The sequence below is a fragment of the Pseudomonas sp. FP1740 genome (assembly GCF_030687165.1).
Taxonomy (GTDB): Bacteria; Pseudomonadota; Gammaproteobacteria; order Pseudomonadales; family Pseudomonadaceae; genus Aquipseudomonas.
The window spans coordinates 3,571,339-3,593,356 of the sequence record NZ_CP117461.1 but is presented as its reverse complement, the minus strand read 5'-3'; the positions used below and the strand labels follow the sequence as shown (position 1 = coordinate 3,593,356).

General features: G+C 60.7%; 19 protein-coding genes and 1 pseudogene. 11 read left to right on the top strand and 9 right to left on the bottom strand.

The window, feature by feature from the left end; all coding sequences use genetic code 11:
* Window positions 1-78: 78 nt before the first annotated feature.
* Complete coding sequence (locus PSH69_RS16195; RefSeq protein ID WP_305409053.1) at window positions 79-981, bottom strand: LysR substrate-binding domain-containing protein; 903 nt, start codon at window positions 979-981, stop codon at window positions 79-81.
* Between the two features lie 106 nt (window positions 982-1,087).
* Here PSH69_RS16195 and PSH69_RS16190 point away from each other — a divergent pair, with 106 nt between their 5' ends.
* From PSH69_RS16190 to PSH69_RS16180, 3 genes are all read left to right on the top strand, one after another.
* Window positions 1,088-2,500 (top strand): MFS transporter, encoded by a 1,413-nt coding sequence (locus PSH69_RS16190; protein ID WP_305409052.1) that lies wholly within the window; start codon window positions 1,088-1,090, stop codon window positions 2,498-2,500.
* The gene (locus PSH69_RS16185) at window positions 2,497-3,771 is read left to right on the top strand and encodes a glucarate dehydratase family protein (protein ID WP_305409051.1); all 1,275 of its coding nucleotides are present in this window, start codon (window positions 2,497-2,499) and stop codon (window positions 3,769-3,771) included. Before PSH69_RS16190 ends, PSH69_RS16185 begins: the two co-directional genes overlap by 4 nt.
* Before the next feature lie 130 nt (window positions 3,772-3,901).
* A complete protein-coding gene (locus PSH69_RS16180) occupies window positions 3,902-4,627 on the top strand; it encodes a transporter substrate-binding domain-containing protein (RefSeq protein ID WP_305409050.1) in 726 nt (241 codons plus the stop codon).
* Window positions 4,628-4,655: 28 nt separating this feature from the next.
* Here the strand turns inward: PSH69_RS16180 and PSH69_RS16175 are convergent, their stop codons facing one another.
* Window positions 4,656-5,330, bottom strand: a complete 675-nt coding sequence (locus PSH69_RS16175; RefSeq protein WP_305409049.1) for a glutathione S-transferase family protein — start codon at window positions 5,328-5,330, stop codon at window positions 4,656-4,658.
* Window positions 5,331-5,615: 285 nt separating this feature from the next.
* Between PSH69_RS16175 and PSH69_RS16170 the strand changes: the two genes are divergently transcribed.
* Complete coding sequence (locus PSH69_RS16170) at window positions 5,616-6,536, top strand: alpha/beta fold hydrolase (RefSeq protein WP_064617623.1); 921 nt, start codon at window positions 5,616-5,618, stop codon at window positions 6,534-6,536.
* On the opposite strand, the gene PSH69_RS16165 is transcribed toward PSH69_RS16170, so the two are convergent.
* The 4 genes from PSH69_RS16165 to PSH69_RS16150 are packed head-to-tail and all read right to left on the bottom strand — an operon-like array spanning window position 6,513 to window position 11,129.
* Entirely contained in the window at window positions 6,513-6,977 is a 465-nt protein-coding gene (locus PSH69_RS16165) for a response regulator (protein ID WP_018928998.1), read from the bottom strand. The genes PSH69_RS16170 and PSH69_RS16165 overlap by 24 nt on opposite strands.
* Window positions 6,974-9,301 carry an ATP-binding protein gene (locus PSH69_RS16160; RefSeq protein ID WP_305409048.1) on the bottom strand — a complete coding sequence of 776 codons (2,328 nt, stop codon included), beginning with the start codon at window positions 9,299-9,301 and terminating at the stop codon, window positions 6,974-6,976. Before PSH69_RS16160 ends, PSH69_RS16165 begins: the two co-directional genes overlap by 4 nt.
* A complete protein-coding gene (locus PSH69_RS16155) occupies window positions 9,298-9,948 on the bottom strand; it encodes a response regulator transcription factor (protein WP_305409047.1) in 651 nt (216 codons plus the stop codon). Before PSH69_RS16155 ends, PSH69_RS16160 begins: the two co-directional genes overlap by 4 nt.
* Window positions 9,945-11,129, bottom strand: coding sequence for a sensor histidine kinase (locus PSH69_RS16150; RefSeq protein WP_305409046.1), 1,185 nt, complete (start codon window positions 11,127-11,129; stop codon window positions 9,945-9,947). The genes PSH69_RS16155 and PSH69_RS16150 overlap by 4 nt, the downstream gene beginning before the upstream one ends.
* Window positions 11,130-11,301: 172 nt before the next feature.
* On the opposite strand from PSH69_RS16150, the gene PSH69_RS16145 reads away from it, so the two are divergent.
* A complete protein-coding gene (locus tag PSH69_RS16145; RefSeq protein ID WP_305409045.1) occupies window positions 11,302-11,820 on the top strand; it encodes an SgcJ/EcaC family oxidoreductase in 519 nt (172 codons plus the stop codon).
* Window positions 11,821-11,877: 57 nt separating this feature from the next.
* On the opposite strand, the gene PSH69_RS16140 is transcribed toward PSH69_RS16145, so the two are convergent.
* Window positions 11,878-12,804, bottom strand: a complete 927-nt coding sequence (locus PSH69_RS16140; protein ID WP_305409044.1) for a bifunctional 5,10-methylenetetrahydrofolate dehydrogenase/5,10-methenyltetrahydrofolate cyclohydrolase — start codon at window positions 12,802-12,804, stop codon at window positions 11,878-11,880.
* A gap of 528 nt (window positions 12,805-13,332) precedes the next feature.
* On the opposite strand from PSH69_RS16140, the gene nirB reads away from it, so the two are divergent.
* The 5 genes and pseudogenes from nirB to PSH69_RS30270 all read left to right on the top strand — a co-directional run bounded on the left by nirB (window position 13,333) and on the right by PSH69_RS30270 (window position 18,496).
* Window positions 13,333-15,894 carry a nitrite reductase large subunit NirB gene (gene nirB, locus PSH69_RS16135; RefSeq protein WP_028940688.1) on the top strand — a complete coding sequence of 854 codons (2,562 nt, stop codon included), beginning with the start codon at window positions 13,333-13,335 and terminating at the stop codon, window positions 15,892-15,894.
* A complete protein-coding gene (nirD, locus tag PSH69_RS16130) occupies window positions 15,894-16,280 on the top strand; it encodes a nitrite reductase small subunit NirD (RefSeq protein WP_019578753.1) in 387 nt (128 codons plus the stop codon). Before nirB ends, nirD begins: the two co-directional genes overlap by 1 nt.
* A 31-nt stretch (window positions 16,281-16,311) precedes the next feature.
* Window positions 16,312-16,752: a CBS domain-containing protein gene (locus tag PSH69_RS16125; protein ID WP_018929008.1), complete on the top strand. Its 441-nt coding sequence runs from the start codon at window positions 16,312-16,314 to the stop codon at window positions 16,750-16,752.
* A 130-nt stretch (window positions 16,753-16,882) separates the two neighbouring features.
* A pseudogene (locus tag PSH69_RS30275) lies at window positions 16,883-17,590 on the top strand (MCP four helix bundle domain-containing protein); the annotation flags it as partial.
* Between the two features lie 42 nt (window positions 17,591-17,632).
* On the top strand, window positions 17,633-18,496 hold the full coding sequence (locus PSH69_RS30270; protein WP_370695261.1) for a methyl-accepting chemotaxis protein: 864 nt from the start codon (window positions 17,633-17,635) through the stop codon (window positions 18,494-18,496).
* A gap of 29 nt (window positions 18,497-18,525) precedes the next feature.
* Here PSH69_RS30270 and PSH69_RS16115 read toward each other — a convergent pair whose 3' ends face one another.
* Both PSH69_RS16115 and PSH69_RS16110 read right to left on the bottom strand, forming a co-directional pair.
* Entirely contained in the window at window positions 18,526-19,299 is a 774-nt protein-coding gene (locus PSH69_RS16115) for an L-iditol 2-dehydrogenase (protein WP_305409042.1), read from the bottom strand.
* A gap of 99 nt (window positions 19,300-19,398) precedes the next feature.
* Window positions 19,399-20,709, bottom strand: coding sequence for a sugar ABC transporter substrate-binding protein (locus tag PSH69_RS16110; RefSeq protein ID WP_305409041.1), 1,311 nt, complete (start codon window positions 20,707-20,709; stop codon window positions 19,399-19,401).
* A 301-nt stretch (window positions 20,710-21,010) separates the two neighbouring features.
* On the opposite strand from PSH69_RS16110, the gene PSH69_RS16105 reads away from it, so the two are divergent.
* Window positions 21,011-21,913, top strand: coding sequence for an AraC family transcriptional regulator (locus tag PSH69_RS16105; protein ID WP_018929012.1), 903 nt, complete (start codon window positions 21,011-21,013; stop codon window positions 21,911-21,913).
* Window positions 21,914-22,018 lie beyond the last annotated feature (105 nt).

Genomic DNA, 22,018 nt, shown 5'->3' with positions numbered 1-22,018 from the left:
ACGCAGGAACTTTCCTCATTTTTTTTAAACCCGATTAAAGGCGGTTAACGAAGAGATGGAACTCGCGGCATTCGCGGTTCACAGCCCCCATCCCTCCCGCACAGCCTTGCGAATCCCCTCCAGCAACATCGCAAACGCCGGGTTGTCGTTGCTCTCGCGCCAGATCAAATGCAGCTCGCTTTGCACACCTTCCCCCAGATCGATATCGCGAAACACCACGTTCTTGAACACCACGCTGGTGGCGCAACGCGGTACCAGGGCCAGGCCCATGCCGGCGTTGACCAACGCCAGAATCGTCAGCGATGAGCCGAGCCACTGTACGTATTCCGGAGCAACGCGGGCCGAGCGGAGCATGCCGGTCAGCAGTTCGTTGAACGGCGGATAGGCCGCATGGGAGTACATGAGGAACGGTTGTGCATCCAGGTCTTTGACGGACACGGTTTGTGCACTGGCCAGCCGATGGTTGCTGGGCACGGCCAGCACAAAGGGTTCACGCACCAGGCATTCAGTGGCATAGCCCGGTTCCAGCAACGGCGCGCGGACGATGCCCAGGTCGATACGGCGCGCGCGCAGGGCTTCGTGCTGCTGGTAGGTGTTCATTTCCGACAGGTCGATTTTGACCTGAGGCTGTTTGAGCCGTGCTTCCGCGATGACCTTGGGCAGGAATTCATACACCGCGCTGCCGACAAAGCTGATGTTGACCGAACCGATATCGCCTTCAGCGAAGCGCCGGGCGGTGATGGCCGCTTGCTGGGCGCGCTCCAGCAGGTTCTGGGCTTCGATGAAAAAGGCGCGGCCGGCGGCGGTCAGGGCGACGCTGCGGGTGCTGCGGGTGAACAATTCGACGCCCAGATGATGCTCCAGCAGTTGAATCTGCCGACTGAGGGGCGGCTGGGTCATGTTCAACCGTTCGGCGGCCCGGCGGAAGTTGAGCTCAGTGGCCACGGTGGTGAAGCAGCGCAGTTGCGTCAGTTCGAACATTGATCTAATCCAGGTATCAATCGAATGCCAAGTTAGATTAGACGGGATCAATAGGCGCGTCCATGATCGGCTCTCCCCCTAAAAAAACAATGAACGGGAGTCGCCCTTGAATAACCATCTGAGTCCGCCGGACCCCACCGTCCTTGCCCGAGCAGCGGCCAAGGTCAAGCGCCATGTGCTACCGCTGTTCGTGGTGATGTTCATCGTCAACTACATCGACCGGGTCAACATCGGCTTTGTGCGCAGCCACCTGGAAACCGACCTGGGCATCGGTGCCGCGGCCTACGGCTTGGGTGCCGGGCTGTTTTTCATCGGTTACGCCATCTTCGAAGTGCCTTCCAATATGCTGCTGCAACGCTACGGCGCCCGTGCCTGGCTGACACGCATCATGTTCACCTGGGGCGCGGCGGCGATGGCCATGGCCTTTGTGCGCGGCGAAACCAGTTTCTATGTACTGCGCTTCATTCTCGGCGCCGCCGAGGCGGGGTTTTTCCCCGGCATCATTTATTACTTCACCCAATGGCTGCCGTCGACCGAGCGGGGCAAAGCCATGGCGATCTTCCTCAGCGGCTCGGCCATTGCCTCGGTGATTTCCGGTCCGGTGTCCGGCGCGCTGTTGCACGTCAGCGGTCTAAGTCTGCATGGCTGGCAGTGGATGTTCCTGATCGAAGGCTTCGCTTCCATCGTGCTCTGTGGGTTCGTCTGGTTCTGGCTGCAATCCCATCCGCGTCAGGCGAGCTGGCTGAGCGCCGAAGAAAAGGACGCACTGGTCAGCGCTATTACCTTGGAACAACAGGCTCGTGAAGCCGTGCAGACGGTCAAACCGTCGATGTTCAAATTGCTCGCCGACAAGCAAATCGCGCTGTTCTGCTTCATCTACTTTTCCATCGCCCTGACCATCTATGGCGCCACGTTCTGGCTGCCGAGCATGATCAAGAAGATGGGCAACCTGGGCGACTTCCAGGTCGGCCTGTTCAACTCGATCCCATGGATCATTTCCATCCTGGCGATGTACGGCTTCGCCGCCATGGCCAGCAAGTGGAAATACCAACAAGCCTGGGTGGCCGTGACGCTGGTGATCGCCGCGTTCGGCATGTTCATGTCGACCACCGGCGGGCCGATCTTCGCTTTTGTCGCCATCTGTTTCGCGGCCATCGGTTTCAAGGCGGCTTCGGCGCTGTTCTGGCCGATTCCCCAAGGCTATCTGGATGCGCGTATCGCGGCGGCGGTAATCGCCTTGATCAATTCCATTGGCAACCTCGGTGGTTTCGTCGCACCGACTGCGTTCGGTTTCCTGGAGCAGACCACCGGTTCCATCGAAGGCGGCTTGTATGGCCTGGCGGGGACTTCACTGGTGGCGGCCGTGGTGATCTTTTTTGCCCGCACGGCACCCCGTGGTGATACGCACCCTTCGCTCACCGGTAAACCGGTCGAAGCCGTGGCCCCGAAAAGTGCAGCAGCAAAAAATTCTGTCAGTCATCAAGCCTTGAATACCAAGCCAAAGGGAGCCGCTTCTTGAAAATCAAACGAGTCACCGTCACCCCCATCGCCTTCCGTGACCCGCCGTTGCTCAATGCCAGCGGTATTCACGAACCCTTTGCGCTGCGCTCGATCATCGAGATCGAGAGCGACAATGGCTACATCGGCCTTGGCGAAAGCTACGGCGACGCCCCGGCGCTGGCGATCCAGCAGCAACTGCAAGATCAACTGATCGGCCTCGACCCGTTCAACCTCAACCAGTTGCGCGCCATCGTGAAAGCCACTGTCGCGGCGAACAAAGCCCAGAGCATCGCCGGCGCGGAGCTGGCCCCCGGTTCCCATGCCAGCAAAGCGGTGAGCAACGCCTATTCAGCGTTCGAAGTGGCGTTTCTCGATCTACAGGCGCACGCGTTGAACGTGCCGTTGGTGGACCTGCTGGGTGGGGCGATTCGCGATGAGATTCCGTTCAGCGCCTATCTGTTCTTCAAGTACGCGCAACACATCGACTCACCGTACAAACCGGATAACTGGGGCGAAGCGCTGAACGAAGAACAGATCGTCGCCCAGGCCCGGCGCATGATCGAGGCCTACGGTTTCAAGAGCATCAAACTCAAGGCCGGTACATTGCCGCCGGAGCACGAAGTGTCGTGCATCAAGGCGCTGAAAAAGGCCTTTCCCGGTTACCCGTTGCGCATCGACCCGAACGGCAACTGGTCGCTGGAAACCTCGATCCGCATGGCGGAACTGCTGGGCGACGACCTGCAGTATTACGAAGACCCGACGCCGGGCCTCGACGGCATGGCCGAGTTGCACAAACGCACGGGGCTTCCGCTGGCGACCAATATGGTGGTCACTGATTTTGATGAGTTCCGCCGCAGCGTAGCGTTGAACAGCGTGCAGATCGTGCTCGCCGACCATCATTACTGGGGCGGCCTGCGCGACACCCAGACGCTGGCGAAAATGTGCGACACCTTCGGCCTTGGCGTGTCCATGCACTCCAATTCGCACCTGGGCATCAGCCTGATGGCCATGGCCCATGTCGCCGCTTCGGTGCCCAACCTCGATTACGCCTGCGACACGCATTACCCCTGGCAGGAACCGGACGAAGAAGTGATCAAGGGGGGCAAGCTGCCGATCGTCGATGGCTGCGTGAAAATCACCCGTGCGCCTGGGCTGGGCCTCGAACTGGATCACGATCAATTGGCCAGACTGCACGATCAATACCTGACTTGCGGCATTCGCCAGCGCGATGACGTGAAGCAGATGCAGCGTTACAAGCCGGAGTGGAAGACGGTCAAACCGCATTTTTGACTTCGCACTCGACCCCGCTCTCGGGGTTTCATCGGGCCATCATTGATTGGTATGGTCAAGGCAACAGCGAAAGCGCCGCCAATGGGTTACCGCTTTGGCCTGACCTCAATTTCTTGTTTCGGAGCAAATGATGAGTGCTGTTTCCCCTGCGGTTCTTGATGACCTGGCATCTGGTGGCGTGCTGCGTGCGGCGATCAACTTCGGCAATCCGGTGTTGGCGCAGCAGGGCCGGGATGGAACGCCCCAAGGCGTCTCCGTGGCGTTGGCAAAAGCTTTGGCGCAAGAGCTGGGCGTTCGTCTGGAAATGATCGCGTTCGATGCCGCTGGCAAGGTGTTTGCCGCGCTGGAGGAGGGCGCATGGAACATCGCGTTCCTCGCCATCGAGCCGGTGCGTGAACAACAGATTGCGTTCAGCGAGCCCTACGTGATCATCGAGGGCACCTATCTGGTGGCGGCCGATTCGACTTATATCGTGGTCGATGATCTGGATCGGCCGGGTTTGCGTCTGGCGGTCGGCAAGGGCGCGGCCTACGACCTGTTCCTGAGTCGTACCCTGAAGCAGGCGCAACTGGAGCGGGCAGCAACGTCCGCCGCCGCCGTCGACCTGTTCTTCGAAAAAGGTCTGGATGCCGCGGCGGGCGTGCGCCAACCGCTGGAAAAGGTCGCCGCCGCCGATCCACGCTACCGGGTGCTCGAAGGCGCCTTCACCGCCATCCGCCAGGCGATGGCCGTACCGCGCGACCGTGAAGCGGGGGCGGCCTATGTGAGGGCGTTCGTCGAGCGCAAGAAGACCGAAGGATTTGTCCGCGCGGCCTTGCTTGAGAGCGGTCAAGCCGATGTCACTGTGGCGCCGTAGATTTACAGCGTTCCTTGACTTACCGGTATTAGTCCGAAGCCTCACGGAACCGTTGCGCGATGTCATCCGCAAACGGATAAAACGAAAACCAGGGCCTGGCTTCGTCGATCACCCGCAGGAATGACGGTCGCTGTATCAGCCGGTCGAAATAGGCGCTCAAGTGCTGGTAGTCGTCGGGGAACGGCACCAGTGTGCAGGCATAGAACAACGCCGGGGCGGCGGCACAATCGGCCAGGCTGAAGTCCGGGCTGGCCACCCAGATTCTGGACGCCATCCGGCGCTCGAGCATGCTGTACGCCGTCGCAAGCGTGGCCCGTTCCCTGGTCAAATCACCGTTGGTCGCGTGTATCCGATCACTGACAATCTGTTGGACCGGCGTTTGTAGATAATTGTCGAAAAACCGGTCCCATAAGCGCACCTCCAACGCGTTCTCCCAATCGTCCGGAATCAGGCGCTGTTCACCTGGATACAGGCGATCCAGGTACTCGATGATGACGCTGGACTCCGGCAGATTACGTTGACGAGCATGATCGCGAAGTACCGGGAATTTTCCGATTGGCCACAATGCCTGAAGCTCTGCGCGGTCGGCGGCGTCCGTGAGATCGATGATTCTTCTGCCGAACTCGATGCCGTTTTCGTAGAGCGCGATGAGCACTTTGTGGCAGTACGACGACAGCGGATGGTAGTAAAGCGTTAGCGACATTTTTCAACTCCTTGTTGGGCAGATGAAAAGGGTGGGGCAATCAACAAGCATAGGCGGATGCCGGCGAAGCGTCTGGGCAGACACTTTCGAGCTTGTGAGCTTGCACACGGGAGAATTCCTGCTTAACTGGAAACCGCTGGTCGGGTTGTGACTCATTGGTCATGGCGTTCATCTCAGCGCCCTTGTACCGTTGTCGCTGGTTTGTGCTGTCAGGCTTGCCCTGAGGAAGCAGGGCAGTCGATCACGCTCTGTGTCTGGTCCAATTTGTTCAAGGAATAGAATGAAATGATGCCGAAAACTGCCATCGTCGAGATTGGTAAGAAGTACAAGGTTTATACCGAGCACTATCTCAACGCCGCTGCTGACAAGACGATCATTCTGGTCAATGGCTCGCTGGCAACGACCGCATCCTTTGCGCAAACGGTGCGTTACCTGCGGCCACGCTTCAATGTGGTCCTCTACGATCAGCCCTACGCCGGTCAATCGAAACAACACAACCGGCATGACCAACCGATCCGCAAGGAAGACGAGGCCGAAATACTGCTGGAGTTGATCGAGCACTTTCGCGCCCAGCATGTGCTGTCCTTTTCCTGGGGCGGTGCGGCGACCTTGGTAGCGCTGGCCCAACGGCCCCGCCGGATCGAAAAGGCGGTGATCAGTTCATTCGCCGCGCGGATCAATACGCCGATGCGTGAGTATCTGGAGAGCGGGCGGCACTTTCTCCATGCCTGCGATCGGCGCAACGTCGGGCGTTTGATCAACAGCACGATCGGCAAGCACCTGCCGTCGCTGTTCAAGCGTTTCAATGAGCGCCATGTCAGCAGCCTGGACGAACACGAATACCGGCAGATGCATTTTCACGTCAATGAGGTGTTGACCCAGGACACTCACTGCTACGTGTCCTGTGCCGATGCCATCGAAGTCCCGCTGCTGTTTATCAACGGTGAATGGGATGAGTACACCTCGGTGGAAGACGCCCGTCTGTTTGCGGCGCATACCCCCAAGGCTCAGTTTCAGACCATCGAGAACACCGGGCATTTCCTCGACATGGAACACCCCACGGCCTGGCATGACACGCAGCGGGCCTTGCTGGGCTTTCTGCAGCCGCCAGCCGTGAGGACGCCAAACCAGCCACGCAACCTGGCTTTCAGCGGCAAATCGTCAGTGATTCCGCCCCTGCAATCAGCTAACTGGCTGCGGCCTTAATTGACGCAGCAACTCGATTTGATCCGCAGGGACCAGCGTGCGCAGGGCTTTATACAGTGCGCGGGTCTCTAGCAGGTTCCAGACCCGCAGCATGGTTTCCAGGGCGTCCAATGGCTTGCTGATGAAGTCTTTGGCGCCCAGGGCCAGCGCGCGCAGGCGGGTATCGCGGGTGGCGTCGGCGGTGAGCACGAGGATCGGCAGGTATTCGCCGGCTGGAATGCGCCGGTTGAGCTGTTCGAGCACGGCAAAGCCGTCGAACTCCGGCATGTGCAGGTCGAGAATGACCAGGTCCGGCTCGAAGCTGTTGAACAGGTCCAGGGTTCGCAGCGGCTGGGTGCTGCTCAGTACATTGGTCAGGCCTTCGCGGACCAGCAACTGCTCCATCAAATCGAGGTTGGGTCGTTGGTCGTCGATGATCAGAATACGCAGGTCGGTGTTCACACGGGCTCCGGTAGGTGCTGGTCAAGGTGGGCGAGGAATGAAGGAATATGAATCGGCTTGGTCAGCACCGCAGTCGCTCCTGCTTCCAGCAAGGCCTGGTGCGTGCGGTCGCTGGCATCGGCGGTAATCATCAGCACGGGCGTGGCGCGGGTGCTGGAGGACAGACGCAAGCGCTGCAGAACGTTGAAACCATCAAGATCCGGCAGTGCCACATCCAGCAAAATCAGCTGCGGCGCATGTTGCCGGGCCAGGTCCAGGCCCATTTGCCCCTGCATGCTTGAGAGCAACTGGATGTGTGGCCGTCGCTGCAGCAGGGTTTCGATCAGGGCCAGGCTCGACAGATTGTCTTCGATGCACAGCACTTTGCCCTGGTAATCGGGGGCGGCGAGGGCGGGCGTTGCGGTTGGCGGGCTGATCAGTGCCGCAGGTGGCTCAGTGGTTGACGGCAATCGCTCGAAGGGCAGTTCCAGGGTGAAACTGGAGCCGTTGCCGGGTTGGCTTTTGACGGTCAGGCTGCCGTTCATCATTTCCAGAAGACTCTTGCTCAACGCCAGGCCGAGGCCCGTGCCTTCCACGTTCGGGTCGGTCTCCAGGCGCTCGAACGGCTTGAACAGTTGGTCCTGCCGATCAGCTGCAATGCCCTTGCCGGTATCGCAGACCGATACCGCAATTCGTTGTTGATGAACCCTGACCTCAATGTGCACCTGACCCTGGGGCCGGTTGTATTTGATCGCGTTGGACAACAGGTTCAGTAGCACCTGAACCAGCCGTTGCCGATCGGCGACGATCCCGCTGTCGGCGGCCAGCATCGGCAGTTCCACCAGTTGAATGCTGGCGTCGCAGGCCATGGGCGACACCAGCGTCAGGGCTTCTTGCAGCACCACCGCCAAGGGCACGGCTTCAACGTTGAGTGGCAGGCGCCCGGCCTCGATCTTGGCGATGTCCAGCACTTCGTTGATCAGGGTCAGCAGGTGTTGCCCGGCCCGCAGGATGTGACCGATCTGCGCCCGCTGCCCTTTGGGCGAGTCCATATCCAGCAGTTGCGCGAAGCCGAGAATCGAGTTGAGCGGAGTACGCAGTTCGTGGCTCATGCGCGACAGAAACTCGCTTTTGGCGCGGCTGGCGCGCTCCGCTTCTTCCCGCGCAGTACTTAGCGCGATCTCGGCGGCACGGCGATCGGTGATGTCGCGGGTGATCTTGGAGAACCCGCGCAGGGCGCCACTGCTGTCGTACTGCGCGGTAATCACCACACTGGCCCAGAAGCGGCTGCCATCCTTGCGGCAACGCCAGGCCTCTTCCATGTAATGACCATTGCGTGTGGCCTCGCGCAGCGCCATGTCGGGATGCTGCGGACATTCTTGTGGCAGATAAAACACCGAGAAATGCTGGCCGACGATCTCCTGTTCGGTGTAGCCCTTGATTCGTTCGGCGCCGGCATTCCAACTGGTGACGAAGCCGCGTGTGTCGAGGGCGAAAATACCGTAGTCCTTCACCCCGTCGATGATCAGCCGCAAGCGTTCTTCGTTGTCGCGCAAGGCTCGTTCACGTTCGGCCAGTAACAGCCCGGCCTCAACCAGGCGCGTGCCCAATTGACCGATCTCATCGTTCTCCGGCGGTTGCGGCAATAACGGCTGACCGAGTGCCAGCCGTTGGGCGTTGCCCTGAACCTGCTGCACCCGGGCGACGATGCCTTTGGACAGAAACAGTACCGCGACAATGGCGCCGAACAACCCGCAAACGGCGGCCAGCAAGGTGGAGAACAACAGGCGCTGTCGAGTGGAGGCCGCCGCTGCGGTGCGCTCGGCCAGCAGGGTGTCCTCAAGCGTGCGCATGGCGCTGATGCGTTCGCGTAATTCGTCGAGGACATGTTTGTTGTTGACCAGGATCGTGGTGATCGACTCTGGGGTTGCGTTGCGATCATCGAGCAGCTCAACCAGACCTTCGACCTTGGTGTCGATCAGCGGCGTGATCGCCTCCAGATGTTTGCGCACCCGCTGATCGCGAACGTTGCGGTCGAGCCGCTGCAGCGCCGATTCGATCAAGGGCTTGGCTTGCCGGTAACCCGGCAGGAAATCCTCGCGATGGGTCAGCAGGTAGCCGCGCACGCTGGCGGCGGCCTCGGCGAGCAGGGTGTGCACCGCCTGAATATCGCCTTGCACCAGCAACACGCGGCGCACGTCTTCTTCCGCGCGCGCGGTCTGCCGTTCGGTGGTGTAGATCAGCACCAGCGAGAGCAACAGAATCACCAACGGCAGGGAAATCACCACGAGGGCTTTGCCGCGTAACGGCAGGTCTGCCCAGCGGCGGGCGTTTGACGCTTTCATGACTGGGTCACCAGACCCAGCGCAATGCCACGCACAGCGGCCTGGGTGCGGTCCGCGGCGCCGAGTTTGCCGATGACCCGTTCCACGTGGGCTTTGGCCGTGCCGGTGGTGATGCCGAGTTTTTCGCCGATTTCACGGTTGCTCATGCCGCTGGCCACCAGCCCCAGCACCTGGCGTTCCCGTGGGGTCAGGGTGACGGGGGCGGCGCCGCTGGCGTTGCGCTCGGTCAGGCGGCGCAGCAACTGCGCGCTGACTGAACTGTTGAGGGCCTGCTCGCCGGCGGCGACACGTTGCAAGGCGTCGATCACCTCGTGGCGACTGGCATCCTTGAGCAGATAGCCCACAGCGCCGGCGTTCATGGCGGCTTCAAGGTGATCGGGGCTGTCGTCCATGGTGAACATCATCACTTTCAGGCTCGGCAGGCGCTCTTGAAGCAGGCGTGCGGCGCCCAGCCCGTTGAGCACCGGCATGCGGATGTCGAGGATGACGATGTCGGGCAAAAGCCGTTCACATAAGTCCAGTACTTGCTGGCCATTGCACGCCTGGCCGACCACTTCGAATTGCGTCAGGCCGGCGAGCAACGAGACGAAGCCGGTGCGCGTGACTTCATGGTCGTCCGCCACCACCAGTCGTATAACGTCAGTCATTGAGGGGTTCCATTCAGGCCGGAGGGGACGGTGGCGCGCAGTTGCGTTCCGCCGTGCGCATGGCTGATGCAGGTGAATTCGCCGCCCAGCAGGCTCGCGCGCTCCTGCATCGCGGCAAGCCCCAGGTGCCGGGCGCCGCAGGTGTCGAGGGGTTGTTCCATGGCAAAGCCCTGGCCGTTGTCGTCCACCCGCAGCGAGGCTTGTCCTTCATGCAGTTGCAGCTCCAGCACGACGTGGCTGGCCTGCGCATGTTTGAGAATATTGTTGATGCCTTCCTGGGCGATCCTGAACAGGGCGATCTCCACCTGGCTGGGCAAACGTGCTTCGCAACGCGCATTCCAGTTCACTTTGATCCCCGCCTCGCGCAGGCGATCGGCCTCTTTGTCGACCGCTTTCAGCAAGCCAAAGTCGTCGAGCACCGTCGGGCGCAGGCCGCGGATCAATTGCCGGCCTTCACCGACGCAATGCTGGGCCAGTTGAAGAATCGTCTGTAAGTCCGCACCGAGTTCGTCGGGCAATGGTGGGCAGCGGCCGGCAAAACCTTGCAGGCGCTGATGCAGCCCGGCGAGGGTTTGTGCCAGGCCGTCGTGCAGGTCGTAGGCCATGCGTTTGCGTTCGTCTTCCTGTGCGCGGAAAAGCCGGTGGACCAGATCGGACATGGTGCGCTCGCGGGTCACCAATGCGTCGAGCAAGCGCTGGTTTTCCAGGTGCGCGGCGAGCAGGGTGGCGAGCAGTTGCAGGGATTCGAGGTCTTCGGTGTCCGGTGCGCTGATGCTGACGCTGTTGGCCAGCACCAACGCACCGAAGGCGGCACCATCGCCACCGCGTAAAGGAACCCGCAACACAATGGGCAGATCCGCGCTCGGCTGTTCCTGCCATTGCGGTGCGCACATTGCGGTGTCGGCGAGGTGCTCGAGGCTGTGCAAACGATCACGGCTGCCGTGACTGGTGGTGGTCCGGACCTGTGCATTCTCATCCCATTCCAGCAGTAACGCATGATCCATCGCCAGGAAGGCGCAGGCCCGTTGCAGCACCCGCTGGCGCATGGCCTCGGGAGCCAGTTGGGTCAGCTCCTGGCCGGTATCCACCAGCAGCCGCAGCCGCGCGGCGCGACTTTGCGACTGCCGATATTGAGTGCGAATGGCCAGGGCGCTACCGGGGTCATGATCAGGGTTTTGCATGGGGGCAGGTTCCGGCGCGGGCACGCCCGTTCGGGCAGGGGCGTCATTAAACCTTGTTAGCGGGGCAGGGCGCTATCTGCCGAATGGCATAGGCGAATGGCTCCGGTTGGCCGATGGCGGGCCGCGTTCCGGGCGGCACAGTGTGCCCATCGACCATCATTGGAATAGCGCAATGAAATTCAAGATCTCGACCATAGCCCTGTTATTCGCCCTGACCGCCCCGTTGGCTCAGGCGTTGGAAGCGGTGCCATACGTTTACAGCAGCGTGGCGCAGCAACCGACCAATGCGAAGGATCGTGAAATCGCCGCCCTGTTTGACCATTGGAACAGCGCGTTGAAGAGCGGCAATGTTCAGAGCGTGGTCGACCTGTATGCGCCGAACGCGGTGCTGCAACCGACGGTTTCCAATCAGGTGCGCACCACGCCGGCACAGATCAAGGACTACTTCGATCACTTCATGGCGCTCAAGCCGGCAGGGCAGATCAACTTCCGTGAGATCCGCCCATTGGGCGCCAACGTGGCCATGGACAGTGGTGTCTACACCTTTACGTTGACCGAAGCCGATGGCAAGACCCGTCAGGTGCAGGCGCGCTACACCTTCGTTTATGAGCAGGTGGGCGGTCACTGGAAGATTCTCAACCACCACTCTTCGGCGATGCCGCAAACGCAGGTGTTGCACGCGGGGAAATAAAAAAGAAGATGTGCAAAACCGACACGGCCCACACTCAGGTGGGCCGTTTCGTTGTGCTCAGTTCAACGCCAGGTCGTCTTCGGGCTGCTGCCCGCGAGCCTGTGCCGCGCGTTGCAACCGGCTGGCGATCAACGTGTTCTTCAACAGATAGGCAATGGTCATCGGCCCGACGCCACCGGGCACCGGGGTGATCGCGCTGGCGACGGTGCGGGCGCTGGCGTAATCGACATCGCCCACCAGACGGTCGCCGGACTCGTCGGTAATTCGGTTAATGCCGACATCGATCACCACCGCACCAGGCTTGAGCCAACTGGCGTCGATCAACGCTGGCCGGCCCACCGCCGCGACCACGATATCCGCCAGCCGACACAACGCCGGGGCATCGACGCTGCGCGAATGCACCACGCTGACCGAGCAGTTGGCTTGCAGCAGCAAGGTCGCCATCGGTTTACCGACAATGTTCGACCGGCCGATGACCACCGCGTGCAAACCGCTCAAGTCAGCACCGCAGGTTTCGTGCAACAGGCGCATGCAGCCGCTGGGCGTGCATGGGGTCAGAACCTCGATGCCTTGCACCAGCCCGCCGACGTTTTCCCGATGAAAACCGTCCACGTCCTTGATCGGGTCGATGGCATGAATCACGGCCTGTTCATCGATAGGAGCCGGCAAGGGCAGTTGCACCAGGATGCCGTTCACCGTGGGATCGGCATTGAGTTGCGCAATCAGTTCCAGTACCTGGGCCTGGCTGGCGGTTTCCGGCAGGCGGTATTCCAGGGAGCGGATACCGACTTCCTTGGCGCGCAGCAGTTTATTGCGCACATACACATGGCTGGCCGGGTCGTCGCCGACCAGTACGACCGCCAGGGCGGGGTAGATCTGTTGGCCAGCCAGGGCCAGAACCTCTTCCCGGACCTCGTCGAGGACCTTGGCAGAGATGGCTTTGCCGTCGATATCGCGGGCAAATGTGAGGGTGCTGCTGATCAAGAGAGTCACCGTTGTCTTGATTGAATGGGGGTGAAGTGATCATCGCGGCGTCTTCGCGCGCCGATGATCCATCAGAGACATGCAGGCAAGGGTGCTCAGGCTATCAGGTGAGGGCAGGCCAATACCACCGCAACACCTGAAGATCAGACACGCAAACGCACTTTTATGAAGCTTGTCGCGCATGGCCTGCACTATGCCAAGGCAAAAACCGAATCATCCCGATGTTCGCTCACCCTGAAAGGAAAACACGTCAAACCCCGATAAACCCTCACTGAAGCGTCGTTTCGAAAGCGTCGATCGGCAACTGGCACAATCGCTGCATTACATCGATCAAAGGTCCACGCAGTGGGCCGCCCCCGTCGATCAACGAAGATCGACCGGCCGAGCAGGTCGTGGGCAACATCGGTGGATCAGGCGAAGGCGCCAGGTCGAACACCGCGAGAACAGGCAAAGACGCCTGAAACCGAGAGGTTTCAGGCGTTTTTTTTTGCTTTTTTATCCGTGATTGGCTTTGGCTGGGTGCTTACTATGAATTCCAATGTTGCCGCATTGAACAAACTGCAAACGCTGATCGTGATCGGCAATGGCATGGTCGGACATCATTGTGTCGAGCAGCTCATCGAGCGCGGCGCCCTCGACCACTACCGGCTGCATGTCTTCAGTGAAGAGCCGATGCGCGCCTACGATCGAGTACACCTGTCCGAGTATTTCGGCGGTCGCGATGCCGAATCGCTGGCCCTGGGCGAAGCCTCCCTGTATCAAACGCCGGGCGTCACCCTGCATTTGGGTGTGCCGGTGCTGGAAATCGACCGCGTCCGGCGCCAGGTGATTACCGCGCAAGGTTGCGTCGCTTACGACAAACTGGTTCTGGCCACCGGCTCTTATCCCTTCGTGCCACCCATTGAGGGGGCCGAAGGCGACTCGCGCCTGGTTTATCGCACCCTTGAAGACCTCGACGCGATTCGTGCTGCGGCGGCCAATGCCCGGCGTGGCGTGGTGGTCGGCGGTGGCCTGCTCGGTCTGGAAGCCGCCAACGCCCTGAAAAGCCTGGGCCTGGAAGCGCATGTGGTGGAATTCGCCCCGCGCCTGATGCCGGTGCAACTGGACGAGCAGGGCGGCCTGGCGCTGAAGGCGCAAATCGAGCGGCTCGGTGTGGGTGTGCACCTGTCCCGTGGCACGCAGTCGATCAGTGCCGGCGAGCAGTACCGTTACCGGATGAATTTTGCCAACGACGAATTTCTTGAAGCCGACCTGATCGTGTTCTCCGCCGGCATCCGTGCGCAAGATGCATTGGCCCGTCAATGCGCGCTGGACATTGGTCCTCGCGGCGGCGTGGTGATCGACGACCAGTGCCTGACCAGCGATCCGCACATCTACGCCATCGGCGAGTGTGCCGCCTGGAATGGCAGCCTCTTCGGCCTGGTCGCCCCCGGTTACCAGATGGCCCGTGGCGTCGCGTCGCTGCTGTGCGATCAAGTCGCCGAGCCGTTCCAGGGCGCCGATATGTCGACCAAGCTCAAACTGCTCGGCGTTGACGTGGGCTCCATCGGCGATGCCCATGCCCAGACACCGGGCGCGCGCAGTTATCAGTTCATCGATGAAGCGACGGCCAGCTATCGCCGGCTGGTGGTGGATGCCGACAGCAAGCGTGTGCTCGGAGCGGTGTTGGTCGGCGACAACAGCTATTACGACACCTTGCTGCAATACATGCAGAACGGCATTGCCTTGCCGTCGGAACCGGCCAGCCTGATTCTGCCATCGTCCACCGGCGCACCAACCCTGGGCCCGGGCGCGTTGCCCGAGTCGGCAACGGTGTGCTCGTGCCATAACGTCACCAAGGGCTCGATCTGCTCGGCCATCGATGGCGGCTGCACCGACCTGGGCCTGCTCAAGTCGCAGACCAAGGCGTGCACCGGTTGCGGCGGTTGCGCGGGGCTGCTCAAGCAAGTCTTCGAGCATGAACTGATTGCCCGTGGCGTCAGCGTCGACAAGAGCCTGTGCGAACACTTCGCCTACACCCGTCAGGAGCTTTATGCGCTGGTGCGGGTAGAAGGGGTGATCACTTTCGAAGAGCTGCTGGCCAAGCATGGCCGTGGACACACCGGTTGCGACGTGTGCAAACCGGCGGTGGGCTCGATCCTCGCCTCGTGCTGGAACCAGCCAATCATGGACGCCTCGCTGGTGCCGTTGCAGGACACCAACGATACCTTCATGGCCAACATGCAGAAAAACGGCACCTATTCGGTGGTGCCGCGCATCGCCGGCGGTGAGATCACGGCGGACAAGCTGATCGCGATCGGCGTGGTGGCGAAGAAATACGACCTCTACACCAAGATCACCGGCGGCCAGCGGATCGACCTGTTCGGCGCGCAGTTGCATCAGTTGCCGGACATTTGGTCCGAGCTGATCGAGGCCGGTTTCGAAACCGGGCACGCCTACGGCAAGTCGACCCGCACCGTGAAGTCTTGCGTGGGCAGCACCTGGTGCCGTTACGGCGTGCAGGACAGCGTGAAAATGGCCCTGACCCTCGAAGATCGCTACAAAGGCCTGCGCTCGCCGCACAAGCTTAAGTTCGCCGTTTCTGGTTGCACCCGTGAATGTGCCGAGGCGCAGAGCAAGGATGTCGGCGTGATCGCCACCGAGAACGGCTGGAACCTCTATGTGGCCGGCAACGGCGGCATGCGTCCGCGTCACGCCGAGTTGTTCGCCACCGACCTGGACGATGCAACCCTGATTCGTTACATCGACCGCTTCCTGATGTTCTACATCCGCACCGCCGATAAATTGCAGCGCACCTCGGTCTGGCGCGAAAGCCTGGAGGGCGGCCTGGATTACCTCAAGGACGTGATCATCAACGACAGCCTGGGGCTTGGCGCAGAACTTGAGTCGCAGATGCAACTGGTGGTCAACCGCTACGAATGCGAATGGGCCAATGCCCTCAAAGACCCGGAAAAACTCAAGCGCTTCCGCACCTTCGTCAACGATCAGCGGCCGGACCCGGACATCCATTTTGTCCAGGAGCGCGGTCAGCGCCGGCCGATCATGGCCGCCGAACTCAACCTTATCCCTGTCACCGAGGAAAATGCCTGATGAGCCAGTCCACTACCCAGCGTGTCGATGCCCTTGCCACCGCGGCCAATGCCCAAGCCTGGCAGGCGGTGTGCAGCCAGCAGGATCTGGTCAGCAACTCCGGCGTCGTCGTCTGGCTCGACGGCGCCCAGGTGGCGCTGTTCTACCTGCCACAAGCCGAAGGTCGCACCCTCTACGCCATCGACAACCATGATCCGCAATCCGGCGCGAACGTCATTGGCCGCGGACTGATCGGCAGTCTCAAGGGGGATCTGGTGGTGGCGTCGCCGATCTACAAGCAGCACTTTCGTCTTGAAGACGGCAGCTGCCTGGAGTACCCCGAACAGCGCCTGCGGGTGTGGCCGGTGCGCTTGAACGCCGGCGTCGTGGAAGTCGCGGCGGCTTGACCGTTGCCCTGAACCGTATCGGAGAACGTTGATGAAAACAGCCGCACAGTTGCTGAAACTGAAGATCGTGCAAAACCAGCAGGTGCACAGCATCGCACCGGATCAGATGGTCCTCGACGCCCTGAAAATGATGGCCGAGAAGAACGTCGGCGCGCTGCCCGTGATCGAAGAAGGGCAGGTGGTCGGCGTCATCAGCGAGCGCGACTATGCGCGCAAGGTAGTGCTACAGGGGCGTTCTTCGGTCGGCACGCCGGTGCGCGAGATCATGAGCGCACCGGTGGTGACTGCCGACAGTTTGCAGAGCATTGAGCGCTGCATGGAGGTCATGACCGACAGTCATTTGCGTCATCTGCCGGTGCTGGAAGGCGGGGAACTGATCGGGCTGCTGTCGATCGGCGATCTGGTCAAGGAAGCCATCGTCGAGCAGGCCGATTTGATACGGCAACTTGAGCACTACATTCGCGGGCATTGAGCCCGCGCATACCGTAGGTCGCAAAAATCGGCTGGCGTGGAAATAAACCTAAGTAACCGGTTGGAACAGTCGATAACCCCAACAGTAGGCAATTAGCCGACCACGCACCTGCCGACAGGGGAACCATCGAGTGTCCATAAAATTACGTTTGATCTTGTTGATCGGCACTGGCTTGCTCACCGCCCTGATCGTGAGTCTGGTCAGCTATGTGGGCAATACCCGGATGGCTGAAGCGGTGAGTGACAACGAGGTCAGCATGACCGCGCTGCGCAACCACCTCGAAGCCGACATGATGCACGATGCACTGCGCGCCGATGTACTGTCGGCGATGCTGGTAGGGTTGGGCAAGAGCCCCAGCAGCAAGGCCGAGGTGCGCAGTTCACTCAATGAGCATGCCGCGCATTTTCGCGAGATGCTCGGTGACAACCTCAAGCTGCCGGTCAACGAAACCCTCAAGGCCGCGCTGGACAAGATCAAGCCAAGCCTCGATACGTACATCAGTGCCGCCGAGCGCATTGTCGGGCTGGCGCTGGATAATCCTGATTCCGCACAACAGCAACTGGGCACTTTCAATAACGCGTTCAGCCAACTGGAAAGCCAGATGGCCACCCTCAGTGAGCTGATCGAAACCAACACTCAACAGACCAGCGCGGGCACTCGGCAAACCATCAGCAGCGCCAACTTCACTCTCGGTGTCGTACTCATTGCCAGCTTGTTGCTGCTGCTCGCCCTGGGACGCTCGGTCATCCTGAGCATCATGGGGCCGTTGCAGATCGCCAGCCGGATTGCCGACAGCATCGCCCACGGCAACCTGAGCGAGCCTATCGTCGAGCCCACCCGCAAGGATGAAGCCAGCACCTTGATTCGCAGCCTGGCAACCATGCAGCGTGACCTGCGCGGCATGATCGAAGTGGTTCGCAGCAACGCCCACGGCGTAAGTGGCATGAGCCAGCGGTTGAGCAGCGGTTGCCATCAGGTCGCGGGCAGCAGCCAGCAGCAAAGCGTTGCCGCCAGCACCATGGCCGCGGCGGCCAGCGAAATGACTGCGAGCATCGAGGAAATCACCCGGCATGCCGAGCGTGCACTGAACATGGCCAACCAGGCCGAGGAACTGGCCAAGGACGGCGGTCGGGTGATTCATCAAGTGGTCAGCGACATGGACGGGATTGCCCGTTCGGCGCAGCAGTCGGCCCAGGTGATCCGCACCCTGGACAAGGAGTCCGAGGGGATTTTCAGCATCATTCAGGTGATCAAGGGCATTGCCGATCAAACCAACCTGTTGGCGCTTAACGCCGCCATCGAGGCCGCCCGTGCCGGTGAGCAGGGCCGTGGTTTCGCTGTCGTGGCCGATGAAGTACGTAGCCTGGCGGGCCGCACCAGCGCCTCCACCCAGGAAATCGCCACCATGGTCGCGCGTATCCAGCAAAGCACCCGCGAGGCGGTCAGCAGCATGGAGGCGGGCGTCGCGCAGGTCGACAAGGGCATGGCGGTGACTGCCGACGTCGAGCGCGCCATCCGCGAAATCCTCCAGGCCACGCTCAGTACCACAGAATTGGTCAATGACATCAGCCGCACAATCGGTGAGCAGAGCCTGGCCAGCAACGAAATCGCGCACCAGGTGGAAATGATTGCCGGCATGTCCGAAGGCAACAGCAAGGTGATCAACCAGACCGCCTCGACCACCGATGAACTGTCCAGCCTGGCCGGACAGCTCTCGCAGTCGGTGGATCGGTTTCGCCTTTGAGGTGTTGCCTGGCCCTTTATCGGGGCCAGTCAGCTCATCCAGTTGCCACCATCGACGTTATAGGTCTGCGCCACGATGTAATCGCTTTCGGCGGACGCGAGGAAGATCGCCATGCCGACAAGGTCATCTGCCGTGCCCATGCGCCCGTACGGCACTTCCTGTCCCGCCAGTTTTTTCTTTTCCCCGAGCGGGCGGTTTTCATAGCGGGCAAACAGCGCGTCGACGCCGTCCCAGTGCTCACCGTCCACCACTCCCGGCGCGATGGCATTCACATTGATGTGATGGGGAATGAGATTGAGACCGGCCGATTGCGTGAGGCTGATCACCGCCGCTTTGGTCGCGCAATACACCGCGACCAGCGCTTCACCGCGCCGACCGGCCTGGCTGGCCATATTGATGATCTTGCCTCCATGGCCCTGGCGGATCATCTGCTTGGCCGCGGCCTGCAGTGTGAACAGGGTGCCGGAAACGTTGATCGAGAACAGCCGTTCGTAGCTGTCGCGAGAAATCTCTGTGATCGGTGCGAGATCAAACAGCGCCGCGTTGTTGATCAGGATGTCGAGCTTGCCTGTGGTGGCGATCACCGTGGCGATGGCAGCGTCAATGGATTGCTGATCGGTCACGTCCATCTCGACCGCATAGGCATTGGACCCCAACTCGATTGCCGTGGCTTGGGCACGTTCCAGGTTGATGTCGGCGATCGCGACCGTAGCGCCTTCGCGGATATAGGCTTGCGCGAACGTCCTGCCTATTCCTCTGGCGGAACCGGTAATCAGGGCGCTTTTTCCTTCTAGACGTTTCATTGTTTCCATCCAATCGTTAGAGCTAAAGAGACGCCCGTTGAGGGCATTAAAAATGGTCGTTAGTCTGCGAAGACCCCGCAGTGATTGCGCCACGCTGTGCTACTTGGGATAACCGGCGCGCTTCATCTCGCGTTCGGTGCTTTGCTGCGCGGAGGCCAGGGCCTGTTCCACCGGCATCTGCCCGGTGAGCGCCGCGGATACCAGCTTGCCGACCGACGTGCCAATCGCCTGGAATTCGGGAATGGTCACGTATTGGATGCCGACGTAGGGCACGGGCTGGACCGAAGGGTGCGCCGGGTCGGCGTTCTGCATCATTTTCAGCGTGACGCCGGCGAAGGGCGCGGCCTGCAAATAGGCATCGCTGTAGGTCGACATGCGGGTGCCAGGCGGTACGTTGCTGATGCCATCCGTCTCGGCAACCAGTTGGATGTATTCCCTGGAGGTGGCCCAGGTCACAAAGGCTTTGGCGGCTTCCTTGTGTTTGGATGTCGCCGGGATGGCCAGTGACCAGGCATAGAGCCAGGACGAACCCTTGTCGGTGACTTGTGTGGGCGCGGCGACGAAACCAACATCATTGGCCACCTTGCTTTGCGTTGTGTCGGTGATGAAGGAGCCGGCGACGCTGGCATCGACCCAGATTGCGCATTTGCCACTGTTGAACAGGGCCAGCGTCTCGTTGAAGCCATTGCTCGACACACCCGGTGGGCCGTACTGCTTGAGGGTGTTGACGTAGAAGTTGGCGGCGGCAGTCCATTGCGGCCCGGTGAGTTGCGGCTGCCATTGCTCATTGAACCAGCGCGCGCCAAAGGCGTTGGACATGGTCGTCAGCAGCGCCATGTTCTCACCCCAACCGGCCTTGCCGCGCAGGCACATCCCATACTGTTCTTTATCCGGCTGGTGCAGCTTGCCGGCGAACTCGCCGAGCTGCGTCCAGGTCGGGTGCTCGGGCATGCTCAGGCCGGCGTTCTTGAACAGGTCGGTTCGGTAATAGGTGACGGTGCTTTCGCCATAGAACGGCAGGGCGTAGAGCGCGTCGTTGACCGATAACCCTTGGCGAACCGCAGGGAAAATATCTTCGAGGTCATAGCTGGCGGGCAGGTCCTTTATTGGCTCCAGCCAATGCTTGGCGCCCCACAAGGGTGTTTCGTAAGTGCCGATGGTGAGCACGTCGAACTGGCCGCCCTGAGTGGCAATGTCGGTGGTCAGGCGCTGACGCAACACGTTCTCTTCAAGCACCACCCAGTTGAGCTTCACGTCGGGGTGCAGCTGTTCGAATGTTTTGGACAACCGCTGCATGCGGATCATGTCGCTGTTGTTCACGGTGGCGATGGTCACCGTTTCGCCAGCCTGGCAGAGCAGGGCAGAGCACAGGCCGGCGGACAGAAAAAGCGCGCTTGGAATGATCTTCATCGTGATCTCCGCTCTGCGCCTGGGGCGGCAGAAGCTTTATTGTTGTTGTAATCCACGAGGCGAGTCATAGCCGCACCGGGATGACCACAGAATTGCAGCTACCCAAGCAGCGAACAAATGAATGGCATACGCGCCGCTGATACTTTTTTGACCGTGGAAAAAAAGTATCAGCGGGCGCCATGTAACGCGCTAGGCGCCGGGCGTCGTTAGTGCGAGTCTCATGTCAGCGTCCCGAGACTTCGACCCGTCCCGGGCTTCGCGGTACCTTGATAAAACCAACAAAAACGGAATCGCCAGAGTGATGAACCATCACGTAACCGCAGACAAGCCGCCAGCGCTTGAAGTCATTCTGAACGAGCCCCAGCACAGCTTTCGTTGGTACGAACACGACTATCCCTTCGACCTGGCGCGCTGGAACCATCATCCGGAGTTCGAGATCCACCTGATCCGCGAAGGCAGCGGTCGGCTACTGGCTGGTGACTATATCGGCGTATTTGAAGCCGGCCATGTCGCCCTCATCGGCCCGGGCCTGCCTCACGACTGGATCAGTGATCTGGGCAAAGGCGAGGTGATTACTGGCCGCGACGTCGTATTGCAGTTTGATGGCCAGATGCTGATGCAACTGCGTGACAAGGTCCCGGAGCTCAGCGAATTGCAAAGCCTATTTCGCCAGGCGGCGCAGGGCATCGAATTTCATGGCAACACCCGCAAAAAAGCAGCTCGACTGCTGGAAGAGATCGGCCAGTGCCACGGCTTGCAGCGACTGTGCCTGTTCCTGTCGTTGCTGCAACTGCTGGCATCGGCCCCCGACAGCGAGAGACAGACGCTTGCCAGCCTGCAATACGCGCCCATGCTCGACGCATTGACGGCCCAGCGCATGAGCATTGTCTTCGACTACATCCTGAACGACCTCGCCGATGAGTTGCGGATGTCGGTCATTGCCCAGCGCCTGGACATGAACGAGCCGGCCTTCTCCAAATTCTTCAAGCGCGCCACCGGCCATACCTTCGTCGACCTGACGCGCAAACTACGAGTCCAGCGTGCCTGCCGTTTGCTGGCGCAAAGCAGTTTCAGCGTTGCCGATATCTGTTTTGAGGTGGGGTACGCCAACTTGTCGAATTTCAATCGGCACTTTCGCCATGAAATGCACGAGACGCCCAGCGAGTATCGGCAGCGATTGCAGCGCGCATCTTGCGGTGGGTAGCGCTTTCTGTGGCGCTGAAGTGTTAGTCTCGAAAGCAACCGGGTAGTGGCGTTAGCGCATCTGGAATTATTTTCTTCCAGTTCTTGACATGCCTTTCGAACCAGT

Bases quoted from the DNA above. Each gene is read 5' to 3' on its own strand.
- nirB (WP_028940688.1), top strand. From the start codon at position 13,333: ATGAATTCCAATGTTGCCGCATTGAACAAACTGCAAACGCTGATCGTG.
- PSH69_RS16195 (WP_305409053.1), bottom strand. From the start codon at position 981: ATGTTCGAACTGACGCAACTGCGCTGCTTCACCACCGTGGCCACTGAG.
- PSH69_RS16155 (WP_305409047.1), bottom strand. From the start codon at position 9,948: ATGACTGACGTTATACGACTGGTGGTGGCGGACGACCATGAAGTCACG.
- PSH69_RS16125 (WP_018929008.1), top strand. From the start codon at position 16,312: ATGAAAACAGCCGCACAGTTGCTGAAACTGAAGATCGTGCAAAACCAG.
- nirD (WP_019578753.1), top strand. From the start codon at position 15,894: ATGAGCCAGTCCACTACCCAGCGTGTCGATGCCCTTGCCACCGCGGCC.
- PSH69_RS16170 (WP_064617623.1), top strand. From the start codon at position 5,616: ATGATGCCGAAAACTGCCATCGTCGAGATTGGTAAGAAGTACAAGGTT.
- PSH69_RS30270 (WP_370695261.1), top strand. From the start codon at position 17,633: ATGCAGCGTGACCTGCGCGGCATGATCGAAGTGGTTCGCAGCAACGCC.
- PSH69_RS16180 (WP_305409050.1), top strand. From the start codon at position 3,902: ATGAGTGCTGTTTCCCCTGCGGTTCTTGATGACCTGGCATCTGGTGGC.
- PSH69_RS16150 (WP_305409046.1), bottom strand. From the start codon at position 11,129: ATGCAAAACCCTGATCATGACCCCGGTAGCGCCCTGGCCATTCGCACT.
- PSH69_RS16110 (WP_305409041.1), bottom strand. From the start codon at position 20,709: ATGAAGATCATTCCAAGCGCGCTTTTTCTGTCCGCCGGCCTGTGCTCT.
- PSH69_RS16175 (WP_305409049.1), bottom strand. From the start codon at position 5,330: ATGTCGCTAACGCTTTACTACCATCCGCTGTCGTCGTACTGCCACAAA.
- PSH69_RS16145 (WP_305409045.1), top strand. From the start codon at position 11,302: ATGAAATTCAAGATCTCGACCATAGCCCTGTTATTCGCCCTGACCGCC.
- PSH69_RS16160 (WP_305409048.1), bottom strand. From the start codon at position 9,301: ATGAAAGCGTCAAACGCCCGCCGCTGGGCAGACCTGCCGTTACGCGGC.
- PSH69_RS16115 (WP_305409042.1), bottom strand. From the start codon at position 19,299: ATGAAACGTCTAGAAGGAAAAAGCGCCCTGATTACCGGTTCCGCCAGA.
- PSH69_RS16105 (WP_018929012.1), top strand. From the start codon at position 21,011: ATGAACCATCACGTAACCGCAGACAAGCCGCCAGCGCTTGAAGTCATT.